Below are 15,611 nucleotides of genomic sequence, written 5' to 3'. Positions count from 1 at the left end.
TCAAATTGGTCTTATTTTTAAAAATAATCATCAGATTCAGTAAGTTTTTAATTTCTAAAATTTTATTTTTACCATTATTTTTTTGTCACCTTTTAGTTATAAAAATTCAATGAATTCAATCGTAATCAATATAGGAAACAGCAATATCAGGTTTGGGCTGTTTGATGATGATAATTGTGATATTTCCTGGGTAATTAACACAAAGCCTTATAAAACGGCAGATGAATTATATGTTCAGATGCTGATGTTGTACCAAACCTATAAAATAGAGCCAACCCAAATCAATAAGGTAATCATAGGATCCGTTGTCCCTCAGCTTACCAAAGTAATGAGTTCGGCGATCAAAAAAATTCATGGAATACTTCCCGTAATTGTAGACCGGAATACTCATTCTGATGTACAGGCAAAGTCTAAGCAAATGGGAACAGATATTTATGCTAATCTTGTGGCTGCCCATAATCTATATCCTAACAGAAAAAAAATAGTCTTGGATTTCGGAACAGCGCTTACGGCAAGTTGTGTTGCTGAAAACGGTGAAACGTTAGGAGTTATTATTGCTCCCGGAATTGTAACCTCCCTGAATTCATTGATCAGTCACACAGCCCAACTTCCGGAAATAGAGCTTAAAAAGCCAAAATCTGTTCTGGGACTGGATACCATAACCTGTATGCAAAGCGGAATGGTGTATGGCTTTCTCGGAATGGTGGAAGGCTTTATCGACAGGATCAATGAGGAAGTAGATGATAATTGCTTTGTGGTGGCAACAGGAGGTGTTTCTCATATTTACAAACCGTTAACGGATAAAATTCATGTAATGGACAGGCTCCATACACTAAAGGGATTGTATTTTTTAGGAAAAAATTTATAATGGAAAATTTTCCCGTCATAGAAACAGAAAGGCTTATTCTTTCCCAGTTAAAAGAAGAGGATATTCCTTTCGTGGTAGAATATCTTCAGGAGAAAATATTTTCTGAACTTACTTCTAACATTCCTTATCCTTATTCGGAAGAGGATGCTAAATTCTGGCTGCAGATTTCCCGGCAGGCCTTCGAAATGAAAAGCGGGTTTACATTTGCCATTCGAAATAAAGAAGGAAAGATATTAGGCGCGATAGGCCTTCATGACAGGGGTGATGATAAAGCTGAGTTAGGGTATTGGCTTGCCCAGCCCTTTTGGAATAAAGGTTTGGTGACTGAAGCCGCGAAAGAGATTATAGATTTTGGCTTTAGAAAACTACAATTTAATAAAATTTATGCCACCCACTTTCTTCATAATCCAACTTCCGGTAAAGTATTGCTAAAAGCAGGTATGGAACAAGAGGCTATTCTGAAACAGCACATCAAGAAAAACGGGGAATACTTTGATACGCCCATGTATTCTGTTTTCAGGGATAAGAATTAGCGTTTCGACCTGAAGAATTCTTTCACAATGAAAGAACATTCATTCTCCATAATCCCGGTAACGACTTCCGTTTTAGGATGAAGGGTGAGGTGTTTATTGATAAAGCCCCTCTGTTCATCTCTGGCTCCAATAACCACTTTAGAGATCTGGGCCCAGGAAAGTGCTCCGGAACACATCACACAAGGTTCCAGAGTAACATACAGGGTGCAGTTTTTTAAATATTTTCCACCCAGAAAATTAGCAGCGGAAGTGATGGCCTGCATTTCTGCATGAGCCGTAACGTCATTTAAGGTTTCGGTAAGGTTGTGAGCTCTCGCAATCACGCGGTTATTGGAAACTATAATACATCCAATAGGAACTTCATCTTTTTCCAAGGCTATTTCGGCTTCCTGGAGAGCCATTTTCATAAAGTATTCGTCGGTAAACATTAGTTGAGATTTAAAGTTAGCGGAACACGCATTCTACATTTTACGGTGCGTCCATCCAATCTTCCAGGTTCCCATGTATCCAGAATTAAATATAAAGCAAGTTCAGCCTGCTTATTGAAACTTTCGTTTTCTCCTGTCCCTTTTACATTCACGATACTTCCATCTCGTTCAATTACAAAAGATAATTCACAACTGATTTTTCCTTTTCCTTTTACAGCTTCTGAATAAAAATTATTGGCGAGCTCTTCTTTGAAAACATTATTTCCTTTAGAATATCTTGGCATGATTTCACCTCTCTCATCTATTACTTGAAGTTTACTTACATCAAATACACGGTTTAATTCATCTGTTTTTATTTTTAAAAGTTCCTCCAGATATTCTGCATTTCGCTTGATTTCCAGCTCTTTTACAGCATTGTCTTTTATCCTCGTAATTTCTTTCAATTTCTTACGATATGCCTTGTTTGCAATATCTTGTTTGTATTGAACGATAAGATTTTCCAGCTCGAGGTCATATTTCTTTTTAATCATCCTGAGTCCTTCGGTCTGCTGTGAAAAATAAAAGCTTACAATGAAAAGGAATAAAAAAGTAAAGAATTTTTTCATATTATTCAATATTCATTGTTAAAGGAAGCTTGTAACGGTATCTTACCGGATTACCGTTGACCACAGCCGGGGAGAACTTTTCTGAAATACAATATAATGCAATTTCTGCCTGACGGTTAAATGTAAAATTGTCACCCTGTGCATGAACATTACTGACGCTTCCGTCTTTCTCTACAATGAAAGTGACATTGGCCTTTACTGTTTTTACTTCGGTATAGACTCCTTCGGAATAAAAGAGTTTGGCGATCTCTTCACGTAAAGTATTCATTCCGCCGGGATAATCCGCAGCTTTACTTGCAGCAGCGGAAGTTTCATCAGAAGGTTCCTGTTTTTGAAGTGGATTTTTTAATCTGCTGAGATCTTCAATATTTCTGACTTTGAGTAAAGCTCCGATCATGGCTACATTTTCGATACTGTCCATTTTTTTCATGAAAAATAAAAAATCACGTTTAATGGCGGCTTTACCAAAAACATTGGTCTCGGTATCGAATTTTTTCTTAAACTCGGTATTAAGCATGGTCCGGTGCTGGTTATAAAAACTCTTCACCTGTTTAAACTCTTCTTTCTGCTGGGCACAACAAAAAGAAAAAAACATGCAGAATACGTAAAGAAGTAAAAATTTCAATGTTAAATATATTTGTGTAAATGTAATTAAAAAAAAGATAAGTCCAGGGAATACGTTATCCCTCGATATATCTGTTCAGAGACTCCTGTAAATGATTACGGATGTCATCAACTAAAACTTTCGGTTCCAAAACGGTGACTTCTTTTCCATAGGATAAAATTTCCTGCATAAAGTCATAAGTAGGGTGGAGGAAAAATTCAAAATAGATATCTTCCGGAGTTTCCCTGATACTTTGCTGTGACTGGTGAAGCGGAAAACTTTTGATATATTCCCCCTGATGCCGGCTGCATTTCAGAACAATTTTCTGTGGGTTTTGTTCGGTCAGATTCATCACCCCGAAAGCATTTTTAAAATGTTCCCTGAAATTGTATTTATACTTTTCGCGGAACTGCTTATCACTTACGTCAAGATAATTGATTCTGTCCAAGCCAAAAGACTTTAAAACCTTATCCTTTGTATCGATGGCAATAAGGTACCATCTGTCTTTGGATTCTTTCAATGCCAATGGATGAACTTTCCGCGAAGTCATCAGTTTATTTTTATAATTATAGTGCTCAAAGGATACAATTCTTTTATTTCTGATGGCAAAGAAAAGGTCATAAAAATGTTCAACCCCGGTTGGCTTTCTGCTTTCAAAAAATATAAAATCTGAAAAATCCGGATGCAGATTCAGGGCATTGCTTACCTGGAAAGATTCCAGTAATTTCTGGTTGTATTCATCTACCTCCATAATAGGGCGGCTCTCGATATAATACCGGTTATCACCTTTTTTCTTATTATGAATGGAAAGATTAAAAAGATCTGAGATCTCACGAATATCTCTTTGCAAGGTACGGATAGAATAGCTTTTGATTCCCGCGTCCTGGAACTCAAAGGAATTTAAAAGATAGTCCTCCAGCTGCGAATACGTAGCCGGAGAACTTTCTAATCTTTTAATGATTAAGGCATATCTTGTCAGGTAAAAATCTTTTTTCATTAGGATATTTTTCTAAGACAAATATATGGTCTTAATGCGACAAACTGTGTCGTGTTTTATTTTTGTGGATAAGTTTATTCACCCTGATTTATAATTGTTTCCAAAAGTGTCCAATCGATGTCTTTATCAAAATGATCCCAATCTATATCCTTTTTCGGCCAATTCTGAGGGGGAAGAGAAGAAACTCCTAAAATAGCCCAATATGAAGCTTCTCGTATACTTTTTTCATAGCTTTTCTGCTTAAGAATAGAATATAGTTTTTTCAAAACAGATATCTTGTTCTGATTGCGATAAGTATTTGCCCAGCTCATCAAAGCGTCAGATCTTACTTCATCATCTTCTTTCCCACGAGAAAACATCTCCCAAGCTTTATCTCTATATTCTTCCAATCCCCAATAAAAGCATAATACACGAATTGCGGCACTACGGGCTTGCTCACTAGGATGATCACAGTATTTTAATATCACTTTTTTCAGTTCATCTTTTTCCTGTGCTGTCCAGGAGTACTTTTTGCCACAATCAATCAGCAAGTCATATAATTCGTTTCCATCTGTTTCACTTTCTAATAATTGTTTCATTTCTTTTGTGGTCATAATGATATTATTTATTTTGTTATTGTATTATTTACTTCCTCTTTTAAATTACTTAAGTCTCTCAATAGCTCTTTGAACTCATCATAATTCGCAGGATTTCTTGACATCTGACTTTTTAAGGCTTTTATGGCATTAGTAACACTGATTTGGGCTTGTCTATTTTCCCATAAATGGTCATAAGGCACTCCATGAGGGTCTAAGATCTGTTCTCCTCGGTTCTCTTTAATAACGGCTGCAAGGTCATCAGGCGTTAGGTTTTTCTTGATACTATTTCTGGCTTTTTCAAGTTTCCTTTCCAAGTCCTGCATGTGATGAGAAAAATCAAGCTCTCTCCATTTCTTTAAAAATGTATTTCTATAGTTTTGCCATTTCAAAACTTTCTGCACTTCTGCAGGAGTAAGAGGAGGGATATTTCTTCCTATTGAACTCAACTGATCTTCAGGTTTTCCTCTGGTTTTTCTTTTTGGTCTTGATCCTCCGGCTTCTTCAGAAAGTTCTGCAAAATCTTCTAGTTCGTCAAGAATTTCATCCTTTTCATCCTGTGCTAGTTTACGCTCTACTCCGTTTTTTTCTATTGCTACCTCATCAAGGCTTTTTTCAAATTGAATTAGGTCTTCTTCTTTTTCTACTAATTTACGTGCGGACCGCTTCAATCCACCTTTAATAGCAACAGTAAGCTCTCCAGACAAAGATAATAATTCCAGCCAGAAAAGGTATTCAGAGATTGCTCGTCCTAGTTCCGAATCTCTTAATTCTGAGATCTTTAATAAAGCATTTACACTTCCACTGGTTACTTCTACTATGCCTACTGCTAATTTAACTTTTGCAATTAAGCTTCCTGCTTTGCCTAATTTTGATAAGTATCTAAATTTAGCAATATTTCCAACTCCGGATAATGTGGTTGCTACATCCAAAGCATATTCTGCTCCTGTGACTACGTTATTCCAGAACTGTTTGTCATGATTAGCCTTCAACATAAAGGCAGGAATGATAGCATCAAGTTTTAATTCTGTTTCTTGTTTCCCCAGATTTTTAATATAGATAGGATAGAATGGATGATACCAAAAATAGTCAACAATTTCAACCTGAGTAGCAACCAGCTTGTCTGTTTTTAATCCTGGTCTCATTTCTGTTTTATACTTACCTGTATCATAGGCTATCTGTAAAACACGTTCTTTTTTTTGATTGGTTTCAAAACTTGCTGTAGCATTACTAAAATAAAAACCAAACCATTTTTCGGATTCGTATGGAAGTATTAATGGTCCGTCTGTTGATTGATATTCGGGATTCTTTTCTGTATCAGGAATTATAAAACGGGTTTTTTTCCAGGTCCGATTTACCAGATTCACAAATTTTACCACATTATCTCCATGTATTCTGTCATAAAGATATTCTAATACAGAAGCATATTTTTTTCCATCAAGGATTTTTTGACTGAGACGTTCTATAAATACAGTTTCTTGCCCTTCTTTCTGAAGAATAATTTCTAATAATTTGATGTAAATATCTTCTTCGGCCAGCTTTAACTTATTAGTAAGACTATCTCTTTTCATTCCTTCTTCTACCAACATCCAGAGTACATCATTGCTGATCGCTACTGCAACAGATTCAGGGAGATAATATAGAATTTCCATCATATCTCTATAGTATAACTTGACATCTGTTTTGACGTTCTCTTCTACTTTTCTAATGATTTGGCTCTTAAACTGTTCCCTGAAAGGATCTCTGGATTGATTATCAGAGGTTTCGATGTCAAATCCCTGGCTGAATAAGGTTTCATTTAGAAAAGATAACAAAGCTCCGACACTATTGAATTTCAAAATGATAGCACATTCTTCATCCGGAAGCCTTAGTTTTGGGCGATAATCCTTATAGTCATAAGCATATTTCAAAATGAAAGTTTTATGTGCTAAATCAGTATCCATAAAAGGAATTAATCTCATTTTACCGGGTAGTTCAGCTTTCCTGAAATTTAGCTTTTTATCAGAATCATACACTACTTTTTTTGCATCCACAAAAAGAAACTTAATTACTTTTGCAAAGAAGGTAGTATGATCACTGAACTGATACTGGTAATTATCGTTATCTACATCTTTCAAAAACTCTCCATCAGGGCTATAATAAATAGTGTCCGGAAATACGACTACTTCTTTTAGTGTTTCAGAAAGAATGACGATTCGGTTTTTTTCGGTGTCATAAATATAAGCGTTGTACTTAAACTCTATGGGAAATTCTGCCATTCCTGAAGTAGAGAGTGTTTCTAAACTTTGATCAAGAAGGTTGCACAGTTTTCCATCAGGAGTTTTTACAAAATATTTTCTTTCAGTGGGTGTTTCGTATAAATAAATGATTTCAGCATGATTGTCTTCCAAGATTTGAACAATTCTTTTGAACTTAATAAAATCAGTTTCAAAAATAATTTTATCCGCACTGTAAGACCCATCTTCTTCAAGGTAGGACAATTGTACATCAGTGGGTTCTTGGAGTTTTTTCTCAGCTTCTTCATACCTTCTTTGTAATCTGAGAAATTCTATTACATCTTTTATGTTTCCCATTTTAATTGTGTTTTAAATTCAACATGTTAACCGGGAAAATTTCTTTAATTGTTTTATGCTGGCTAAAGTGTTTGAATTGTTCTTCATCTAATACGATAAGATCCAGATGATAGTTTTTATCTACCAGAACTTGAGCATTTCTTAATTTACATCTTGCTTGAACCAGAATATCCCAGTCTTTTCCTTCCAATTCTTCCCATTGTTCTTCAGGAAGTCTTCCCCTGCTCCCAAAAAGAATAATCTTTTCAACAGCAGTAATTTCACTAATCTTGTTTTTCAACGTTGTGAGGATATAAGGCAGCACTTTTTCGTGCTGCCAAATAGCCTCGGGTTTTACCCGGCTCATGATTTATAGATTTAAGAAATTAAAAATTTAGACAATGGAGCTCGGTCTGTAAATTCTGTCTGAGTAAGAGCATCTCCATTTTTATCAAGGATTCTTTGTGAAGTATTGTATGCTGTCGGGCTATGGACTTTTACATATGTTTCCGCATCTGTAGAGATTTTTAGTAATTCAAAATCGTCCGTTTCACCCGGTTTTCTAAATGTAAATGTTTTCAGTTCGGAAATATTGATTCTGAAAGTAAGACCATTTTCTCCCGTAGGGAAAGCTTCTACACCTTCAATGGAAGAGACCTCATCTGCAAGAGCTTTATAAAAGACAGTAGATGACTGTACGCCAAACCATGAAGCATCTCTATTGATAGTTATGGTATTTCCTAAACATTCATAAACTTTTGGAAATACCTGCTCTTCGTCCATTTCGGCGATAGTTTTATGCGAATCCATATGATTGAATGTAATTTCAATCAATTTATCGGCAGATTGTCCGATTTGATTATCATTCAATTCAAAATTGCTCATACACATTTCTCCAAGATTATCATCGAACTTAACCCCGGCTTCACAGTAAACTGGAAGAGCCTTTTCTACTTTAAGACCAATAGATCCGGCTTGCAGAATGGTAAGGGAAGTAGGGATTTTTTCTCTCCATGGTTCTCCTTCCTTAGTACCTTTAGGATTCTTCATTTCATCCACGATAGATAGGAATAACGGATCATCAATTACAGGAACCTCACCACCATTCCAGATTTGACCAGTAGCAAGGAAATGTCTTACAGCTTCTTCAAATCCAGGTCTTACGGTAACAATTACTCTGGCCATACCAGATTGCATAAATGCTCTGAAAACAGGGTCATTATCATCAAACTGGTACAATTCATCCCAATTTGCTCTACTTCCCCAATAGTATGGGTAGAAATAGTAGCTCATGATTTCCCATTCAAAGGCTTGTTCCATGAATTTCACGAACGCGGCATATTTATCTAATGTTCCATCTACTTTAATTTCGGTATTGGTGAATGTTTCGGCTGCATTATCGGTCTGGTAATATTTATTTTTCCCAAAAGTGAGCTCTACAGTCGGATCTTGATCCAGCATATAAGAAATACAGTTTCTTCTTAAGATCGTATTTTCTATCTTTCTGTAGAATCCCGGATTTGAACCTTTGATCTGAACTCCTAATGCTTTTGCATCATTTAAAGCCTGCTCATATTTTTCCAATTCTGCTTCATAGGCTTCAATAATTTTGTTGAATGTTGTTTGCAACCATTCATTTCTAGCTTCAGTAGTTAACTGACATTTTACACTTGCGTTTACATCAACCGCATGAGAACCGATCACAGAGAATGATACAGGAACGGATTGATAGAAGTTATTAATTGTAACCTCACCTCCGTTCATGGCTTTTCCACCAATTCTCAGGAAGTTACCATATGTTCCCTCTCCTCCGGTTTGCATTACCCCGATAGCAGCAACAGTTACATAATTTTCAGGGATCTGAATTTCCGCACCTCCTGCAATGGCTTCATCCCATTCGGCGTTTTCTTTTGAATCTCCAACCGTATTAGAGAATGCTTTACCGATGTAGATGATTTCTTCTGGCTTTTTATCTGTATCCACATTGTATTTGCTGATCCAATATTTAAATTTGGTTTCATCAAGTAAAGAAGAGAAGTTTTCCAGTTTATGAACAGGAGATTCCCTTGGGTCAACTGGCTTTATCAATTGATTTTCCAGATTTTTAGAAACCAGCATTCCCAGATTATGCAATTTTGCAGGCTCAGGAATCATAAATTCAAACATCATACGCTTGCCATAGTTGTAGATCTGGTTTTTCACTACTTTATCTACCCATCTGTAAACGCCTACTACATGGTCATTACCTTTGGTATTGTCGAAACCGTGCTTATTATTTTCTTCGTATTCTTCCAGGATTTTGTCGATACGTTCTTCTTTTACTTTGGTAACGATTCTATCCAAAGCTCTAGCTGTAACATCTTTCGCGCTTGTAACAGCTTGCCTGTTGCTTTCTTCTTTAGAATTATGGGTCGCATAATTGGCTCCAACACTTAATCCATATTTTGCTCCGCCTTCTACTCCCCAACTTGCGGTGAAACCAGCTTGTGCTGAGAAATCCTTAGATTCCTGAAGAATTTTTGCGACCTCATTCTGCATTTCATATCTGTCCGTAGAGGTGGTATCTGTAAGTTTTTCTTTTTCAGATTCGCTGGATTGTGTAGTCTGGGATTCGCTTCTTTTTAATCTTCTTGTCGCTCTTTCTTTATATTCCCTGGCCATAATGTTCTCAATATGAGCTACATCTCCTTCCACATAAGCATAAGTACTTTGCTCAACTTTACGGTAATCAGCAATTCCGATATTTTTCATTCCGAATCCTGAAGGGATGAAAGTTCCCTGTACGGGTTTTGGATTTCCTTCCGTAGGTACCTCAGGCTTAATATCTTTCAATGCGAAAGCTCCGCTTCCTTTGAAGATACCCTGCTTGATCATACGGTCTATCTGGTATGGATCTCTGATTAATGTAACATCCATCGTATATGTTTTGCCATCAGATAATACCACTTCACCCTGAAGAATAAAGCCATTTAAGTTTACGGTTTGATCTCCCGGAATTCTTGGATTTACATCGAATAAAATGTTAGTTCCTGTAGAAGAGTAAGTTACATTGCTTGATGTGATTTGAGCACCGCCGGAAAGAGTCACCTTATAGCTTCCTGAAATAATATTCTGAGCAAGGTTATTGATGGTTAACATAATACTCCATTCTGATGCATTTCTCGAAAAGGTCAGTACGCTGAAAGGCACCCAGGTTGAAGTATTATTATATGAGTTGGTAACGGGAACTACAACACCACCTACTGAAGCCGAAACCTGTGGGTTCAATACCGTGTTATCCAAAACGGTTTGCTGTAAAGACTGGTTGTTTTGTGCTATTACCTGGTTGATTTCTTCATAAGTAGAAATTCCGGTTAATGCTGAAATAACGTTGGTCGCACCAAATGCTCTGCTTAAAGCCTGAGCACTTTCTTCGCTTAAACTTTTAGATAAAGCATCGGCATCAATTTCTTTTGCATATTCAAAAGAAAATGAAGGATATTCCGGAAGGGGAACCGTGGAACGTAAAAGATCTCCTTGCAAGGCCGAGATTTCTTCACGAATTCCCGAATCTTCAGGATATTTCAGACTCAGGTCTGTTAAATATTTAATCCTGTTTTCAATAGCCGTTTTTCTGTTCTCCATGTCGGCTAAATCATTCATATATCTTTTCTGAACGGGTGAAATTTCAGATTGATAGCCTTCATAAGCTGATTTATATGCTTCCTGGTACCCTTTCTTATAGCTGTTTTCTAACTTTTCTAATTCCGAAAGCAACGTTTTGTTTGCGTTAAGGTGCATTTGTGCTTCCGCAAACTTCATATTGGCTTTATTGAATATTACATTAGGAGCTTTGGAAGTTGGACCTGTATTGGATGAACTCTGATCTACCTTGAATAGTTCCTTAGGAAGAACTACTTTAGCTTTGATAATATCCTGATAAATTTCTTCACTTGAACCATCATATGTTAAAAGAATATGGTTTAGATGCAAGTATTGCATCAATGTTTCCTTCGCATAAAAATCTTTTTGGGTAACGACCTGATAAATCAAGTTATCCCAGATTTTAGAGTCAATTGAAATAAAAGGCTGCTGTGAGCTTTTATATTCATGGAACTTTTTGTCAAATTCAGCTTTGGTTGCTGTTGCTTTGTTTCTGGCCACCCAAACAGCCAATTCATAGAATGCAGGATCTTTATCTCTTAATGATTTTTCTGTTTCGATTACTAGGCCACTGATTGTTTCACAGACTCTTTGTAAAGTTTCTCCGGCTTGTACTCTTGAGTCAATAACTCCTTTTTGAGTCGCATAGTCTCTGAAGATAAATCTTCTTGTTTTGTTTTTTGGATCGGTTAATTCAGCATTACGCATGGTGGCGAACCTGAAAAGTGTTTGTGATGTATTATTGTTTGTATTCATATTATTTGTTGATTTGTAATTAATGATTCCTTCTCCTACGAAGGATTCTCCGATTGTAAATACAGACGCAGTTTCTTGTATTGTTTTCATTGCATAGTTGTTACATATAATAATCTACAGAGTTATCTATAAATCCGCCTATCACTTCAACACCCGGATCAAAAGTCTGAGAGTGATATATGGTATTTTCACCTAGAATTACTTGAGTCAGATTATTGCCGGCAAAAGCAAACGAGCCGATATAAACATCACCTTCGAAGTTTACGGATGTTAATTGATTATTTCTGAACGCACTTCCCTGGATAAATGAAATATTTTTAGGAATATTGAGGGATGCAATCTTGTTATCGGCAAATGAACTTCTTTCAATCTTCTTAATGCTCTTCGGAATGCTGAGAGATGAGAGCTGGTTGTTTTGAAATGCAGTATCGAAAACTCTGGTAACACTCTCCGGAATATGGATTGAGGTTAACTTGTTGTTTTGGAAAGCTCCGGAACCAATTTCTGTAATCTTGTCAGAAATCTCGAATGAAACCAATTCATTATTAGTAAAAACTGAGGTTTCAATTTTGGTAATGTTTTCAGGAATATTAATAGAGGCTAACTTATTGTTTTGAAAAGCAGCACCATCAATATAGGTTACAGAGTTAGGAATAATCACTGATGTGAGTGCATTATTTGCAAATGCGTTTACTCCGATATACGTAACGGTTTCAGGAATATTTAGCTCTTTTAATTGATTATTCATAAAAACAGAGCTGCTGATCTGTGTAATCCCTTGCGGAATATTGATAGAAGTAATTTTGTTGCCTTCAAAAGCCCCATTTCCAAGCATTGTAATATTTTCCGGAAGCCTTATAGAGGTAAGTTGGTTACTTTGGAATGCCCATTCATTAATTTCTGTGATTGAATCAGGAATCTCTATAGAGCTTAACTGGTTGTAGGCAAAAACATATCTCCCCAATTTAATAATTCCTGAAGGAAGACTGACGGATTCTAAAAGATTGGTATTGAAAGCTCCTTCTTTAATTTCTGTGATATTATCCGGAATATTTACGTTTTTTAGTTGATTATTGGCAAAAACATATTCGGAAATTACAGAAAGGGTTTCAGGAATATGTACTGATTCCAACATATTATATCCAAAAGCACCGGGAGCAATATCAATAATGCCCTCTGGTAAGTGGATAGAGCTTAATTTATTATTATAGAAAGCATTGTTTTTAATGCTCACCATACTTTGAGGAAGATTTAATTCTGAAATTAAATTACTCATAAAGGCTCCGACACCAATATTCGTGACTCCTTCCGGAATAGATACTTTTGTAATAGACATACCCGGGGCAAAACTATCCGGAATGTTTATCGTTCCCTTTGAGATAAACATTCTTTTTCCTAAATAGGACTGTAATGATGCATTACCTTCCTGATCTATTTCTGGATAGATATCATTAGGATTAGGAAGTCCGTTTTCCAGACCTGTGATCTTTTCCATATCAATTTTCTCCTCTTTATGCCAGTAGGAATTCTGCCATTCCCAGAAGTGCTCCTGAGTGGGCTTGTCTCCATTCTCGAAATAAAGTCTTAGTTCATCTCTTGTTTTCATTAATTTTAGGTATAAAAGGTTATGATTTAAGGCTCTTTTTAGTAGATGCCCTTTAGTTGACGACCTTATTTTTTTAGGTGGTTTCCGGTCCGGATCTCCACCAAAATTTTTAATAAGAAGGTTCATTAGTTTATGATTTTATGGATTAGATTTTAAACACAGTTCTGGCCGTTCAGCATTTTTGTGAATGGTGAATTCAAAGACATTATTAAAAGCTAAATGATTGTTTTTGTGTTCTTAACTGGCGTTTCAAAGGTAATGGTGAACGGCGACAGAACTTGGCGTGTTTAAATTTTTTTTATAAAATGTTTTCTTCAAGAATATCATTTTCAAAATCGTCTCTGAAGAAATTTTCAATCTCATCAAGATAGTTTTCATAGTCTATCTCTGCATTTTCGATGTCGCTCCATTCAATGGTATAGAGGTCTTCATCAAAAATAATATCTGAATGGTGATGTAGCGTTTCCATGTCTTGTGTTGGTAAAGTTTTTGTTAAATTTTGATATAATTCCTGCTGTTCAGTATTAATCAATATTGAACTCAATGATTGTTATAAAATTTTTAATGATTGATTTTGTGCTTTGGTTTATACTTCAAAAGTAGGAGGTGAAAGCGACAAAACTTGACGTGTTTTAAAACTTTTTGAAAAATAAAATATAATGTGATAAGCTTATATTTTATACATATAAGTAAAAAAGCTTATATTTTGTTTTTGATGAGCTTTTGTACTATTTGATTGAGCATTTCTCTGTTATCATCAATATAACTTAACCCGGCCTGAATCAGATTTTCAATATTAGATCTTCTTACATTATCCATCGCAGGGGAAGCATTTTTCAATGATGGATTGATGCGGTAATAATTCTTCTGGTTTCTTTGTCCCAATGTCTGGAACATCTGGCAAAGCTGATAATCAACAGTTTCCGCATTGGCTGACATTAAAATATCAATAATAGGATTTACCCATCCGATCTTTCCGGCTTTTTCGAGTTTCCGGAAAGAATAACTTCTGGATTCGAATCCGGTTCCAATAGAAACAATAATCATATCATTCACGCCGGGATGGTTGGGCTTCTGATGATTTTTCAAAACTTCAGCAAAAGGTGTTTTTCTTGCTTCGGCATAGGCACAAAGTGCAGGATTATTGGCAAACATTCCACCATCAATCAAACTGAAGATCTGTCCATACATAGATTTTATCTGTACCGGACTAAAATAGGTGGGTGCCGCTGAGGTAGCCCTGCAAACATCTTTTACATAAAAATTGTCATTGCTCAAATGGGCTTTCCATGAGTTGAAAAGCTTGGCTCTTCTGTTTTCAATATCATAACTTGTTATTAAGCAGGGTTTTATTAATTCTTTTAGTTCTAAATTTCCAAAAAAATCATTCAGATTTTTTTCAAGTGCTTCCTGGGAGATCTTTTCATTCAGTAAACCGAATGGGTTGATCAGTTTTTCCCAAAAAGACACCTGGAATATATCGCCACCTTTTTCAGCATATAATTCTAGTCCTTTCTGAATAGAATATTTAGCTTTCTGGTGTCCATCAGGACATAGAATGATAGAAGCAATCAGTCCCCCTGTACTGCTTCCAGCGACAAGATCGAAATAATCTCCAAGCTTTGCGCTGGGCTTATCGTGATACTGTAGCTGCTCTTCTATGTAACGCAGAATAATGCAGGTAATGATTCCTCTTATTCCACCTCCGTCCAAAGAAAGAATGGTTGTCTTTTTCATGATGCTTTAATTAAATAAGAAAACGAACCTTTTTTAGACAAGTAAACCAATAATTTCTTTCAAAAACTATTGGTTTTTCCTACGTGTATTTGTATTGTTTTTTGGTGTTTTCCTGTAAAGCAAAGGTAGGTGGAGGAAGCGACAGAACTTGACGTATTAAAATTAATTTTCAAATACAAGAGAATTAAAGAATTACATATCCATCCTTATCTCTGGCTATTTTAAAGAGTGCTCTCCAGGTGGTTTTGATGGGTCCTTTTTTTGTTGGAATACTCTTTTTTTCGAAGTGAGGAAGGTCTTTAAAAGTCTTCCAGTTACCGCCCCAATCCCAACCATGTCTGGCAAAAATTTTTACACATTCATACCAATCGGCTACTTGGTCATTATCCCAGTCTTTTACCGTATCCCAACTTGCCGCTTTTCCGTCAATAATCATACAAATATCAACCGCAAATCCATAATTATGGATGCTTTGTCCTGCTTTGGCGTTGGTTACTTTTTTTCCTGTTGTGATTCTTCCGATGGCGTAAAGCCTTTCCTGTTCCTCAAAAGATCTTAATCCCTGAGTAATTCGTACCTTGGCTCTTCCGGTAAGAGCCGCATCACATTCTTTAATAATCCTTTTTACCTCCTCTCTTACCGAAGGATGCAGTTTTTCAATTCGTTGTAAAGATATTTTGTCCATAATTTTAATTTTTACTAGGTTCT

At 36.0% G+C, this 15,611-nt stretch carries 14 protein-coding genes; 2 read left to right on the top strand and 12 right to left on the bottom strand.

All coding sequences use genetic code 11. The features are described 5' to 3' along the window. Window positions 1–109: 109 nt before the first annotated feature. Window positions 110–868: a type III pantothenate kinase gene (locus tag BCF58_RS13850; RefSeq protein WP_121462403.1), complete on the top strand. Its 759-nt coding sequence runs from the start codon at window positions 110–112 to the stop codon at window positions 866–868. Continuing rightward, complete coding sequence (locus BCF58_RS13845) at window positions 868–1,401, top strand: GNAT family N-acetyltransferase (RefSeq protein WP_121462402.1); 534 nt, start codon at window positions 868–870, stop codon at window positions 1,399–1,401. The genes BCF58_RS13850 and BCF58_RS13845 overlap by 1 nt, the downstream gene beginning before the upstream one ends. Here BCF58_RS13845 and BCF58_RS13840 read toward each other — a convergent pair. The 12 genes from BCF58_RS13840 to BCF58_RS13785 form a co-directional block, all read right to left on the bottom strand. Next, window positions 1,398–1,829, bottom strand: coding sequence for a nucleoside deaminase (locus tag BCF58_RS13840; protein ID WP_121462401.1), 432 nt, complete (start codon window positions 1,827–1,829; stop codon window positions 1,398–1,400). The genes BCF58_RS13845 and BCF58_RS13840 overlap by 4 nt on opposite strands. Further along, window positions 1,829–2,434, bottom strand: coding sequence for an energy transducer TonB (locus BCF58_RS13835; RefSeq protein ID WP_121462400.1), 606 nt, complete (start codon window positions 2,432–2,434; stop codon window positions 1,829–1,831). Before BCF58_RS13835 ends, BCF58_RS13840 begins: the two co-directional genes overlap by 1 nt. Before the next feature lies 1 nt (window position 2,435). Further along, window positions 2,436–3,029 (bottom strand): energy transducer TonB, encoded by a 594-nt coding sequence (locus BCF58_RS13830; RefSeq protein ID WP_228434808.1) that lies wholly within the window; start codon window positions 3,027–3,029, stop codon window positions 2,436–2,438. 85 nt (window positions 3,030–3,114) lie between these two features. Then, the gene (locus BCF58_RS13825; RefSeq protein ID WP_121462399.1) at window positions 3,115–4,035 is read right to left on the bottom strand and encodes a helix-turn-helix transcriptional regulator; all 921 of its coding nucleotides are present in this window, start codon (window positions 4,033–4,035) and stop codon (window positions 3,115–3,117) included. 74 nt (window positions 4,036–4,109) lie between these two features. Then, window positions 4,110–4,628: a hypothetical protein gene (locus BCF58_RS13820; RefSeq protein ID WP_121462398.1), complete on the bottom strand. Its 519-nt coding sequence runs from the start codon at window positions 4,626–4,628 to the stop codon at window positions 4,110–4,112. Between the two features lie 11 nt (window positions 4,629–4,639). Beyond that, window positions 4,640–7,183: a polymorphic toxin type 28 domain-containing protein gene (locus BCF58_RS13815; RefSeq protein WP_121462397.1), complete on the bottom strand. Its 2,544-nt coding sequence runs from the start codon at window positions 7,181–7,183 to the stop codon at window positions 4,640–4,642. A 1-nt stretch (window position 7,184) separates the two neighbouring features. Continuing rightward, window positions 7,185–7,529 (bottom strand): nucleotidyltransferase family protein, encoded by a 345-nt coding sequence (locus BCF58_RS13810; RefSeq protein WP_121462396.1) that lies wholly within the window; start codon window positions 7,527–7,529, stop codon window positions 7,185–7,187. 11 nt (window positions 7,530–7,540) lie between these two features. Continuing rightward, the gene (locus BCF58_RS13805; RefSeq protein WP_121462395.1) at window positions 7,541–11,650 is read right to left on the bottom strand and encodes a hypothetical protein; all 4,110 of its coding nucleotides are present in this window, start codon (window positions 11,648–11,650) and stop codon (window positions 7,541–7,543) included. Window positions 11,651–11,660: 10 nt separating this feature from the next. Further along, complete coding sequence (locus BCF58_RS13800) at window positions 11,661–13,166, bottom strand: leucine-rich repeat domain-containing protein (protein ID WP_170149030.1); 1,506 nt, start codon at window positions 13,164–13,166, stop codon at window positions 11,661–11,663. 298 nt (window positions 13,167–13,464) lie between these two features. Next, window positions 13,465–13,635 carry a hypothetical protein gene (locus tag BCF58_RS17465; protein WP_170149029.1) on the bottom strand — a complete coding sequence of 57 codons (171 nt, stop codon included), beginning with the start codon at window positions 13,633–13,635 and terminating at the stop codon, window positions 13,465–13,467. Between the two features lie 230 nt (window positions 13,636–13,865). Further along, complete coding sequence (locus BCF58_RS13790; protein WP_121462392.1) at window positions 13,866–14,903, bottom strand: patatin-like phospholipase family protein; 1,038 nt, start codon at window positions 14,901–14,903, stop codon at window positions 13,866–13,868. Window positions 14,904–15,087: 184 nt separating this feature from the next. Then, window positions 15,088–15,588: a M15 family metallopeptidase gene (locus BCF58_RS13785; RefSeq protein WP_121462391.1), complete on the bottom strand. Its 501-nt coding sequence runs from the start codon at window positions 15,586–15,588 to the stop codon at window positions 15,088–15,090. Window positions 15,589–15,611 lie beyond the last annotated feature (23 nt).

The organism is Chryseobacterium defluvii, assembly GCF_003634775.1.
GTDB lineage: Bacteria > Bacteroidota > Bacteroidia > Flavobacteriales > Weeksellaceae > Chryseobacterium > Chryseobacterium defluvii.
Note: the sequence above shows the minus strand (reverse complement) of the source record. Positions and strands in the feature narration are given on the sequence as shown.

Bases quoted from the DNA above. Each gene is read 5' to 3' on its own strand.
- BCF58_RS13850 (WP_121462403.1), top strand. From the start codon at position 110: ATGAATTCAATCGTAATCAATATAGGAAACAGCAATATCAGGTTTGGG.
- BCF58_RS13845 (WP_121462402.1), top strand. From the start codon at position 868: ATGGAAAATTTTCCCGTCATAGAAACAGAAAGGCTTATTCTTTCCCAG.
- BCF58_RS13840 (WP_121462401.1), bottom strand. From the start codon at position 1,829: ATGTTTACCGACGAATACTTTATGAAAATGGCTCTCCAGGAAGCCGAA.
- BCF58_RS13835 (WP_121462400.1), bottom strand. From the start codon at position 2,434: ATGAAAAAATTCTTTACTTTTTTATTCCTTTTCATTGTAAGCTTTTAT.
- BCF58_RS13830 (WP_228434808.1), bottom strand. From the start codon at position 3,029: ATGTTTTTTTCTTTTTGTTGTGCCCAGCAGAAAGAAGAGTTTAAACAG.
- BCF58_RS13825 (WP_121462399.1), bottom strand. From the start codon at position 4,035: ATGAAAAAAGATTTTTACCTGACAAGATATGCCTTAATCATTAAAAGA.
- BCF58_RS13820 (WP_121462398.1), bottom strand. From the start codon at position 4,628: ATGACCACAAAAGAAATGAAACAATTATTAGAAAGTGAAACAGATGGA.
- BCF58_RS13815 (WP_121462397.1), bottom strand. From the start codon at position 7,183: ATGGGAAACATAAAAGATGTAATAGAATTTCTCAGATTACAAAGAAGG.
- BCF58_RS13810 (WP_121462396.1), bottom strand. From the start codon at position 7,529: ATGAGCCGGGTAAAACCCGAGGCTATTTGGCAGCACGAAAAAGTGCTG.
- BCF58_RS13805 (WP_121462395.1), bottom strand. From the start codon at position 11,650: ATGAAAACAATACAAGAAACTGCGTCTGTATTTACAATCGGAGAATCC.
- BCF58_RS13800 (WP_170149030.1), bottom strand. From the start codon at position 13,166: ATGAAAACAAGAGATGAACTAAGACTTTATTTCGAGAATGGAGACAAG.
- BCF58_RS17465 (WP_170149029.1), bottom strand. From the start codon at position 13,635: ATGGAAACGCTACATCACCATTCAGATATTATTTTTGATGAAGACCTC.
- BCF58_RS13790 (WP_121462392.1), bottom strand. From the start codon at position 14,903: ATGAAAAAGACAACCATTCTTTCTTTGGACGGAGGTGGAATAAGAGGA.
- BCF58_RS13785 (WP_121462391.1), bottom strand. From the start codon at position 15,588: ATGGACAAAATATCTTTACAACGAATTGAAAAACTGCATCCTTCGGTA.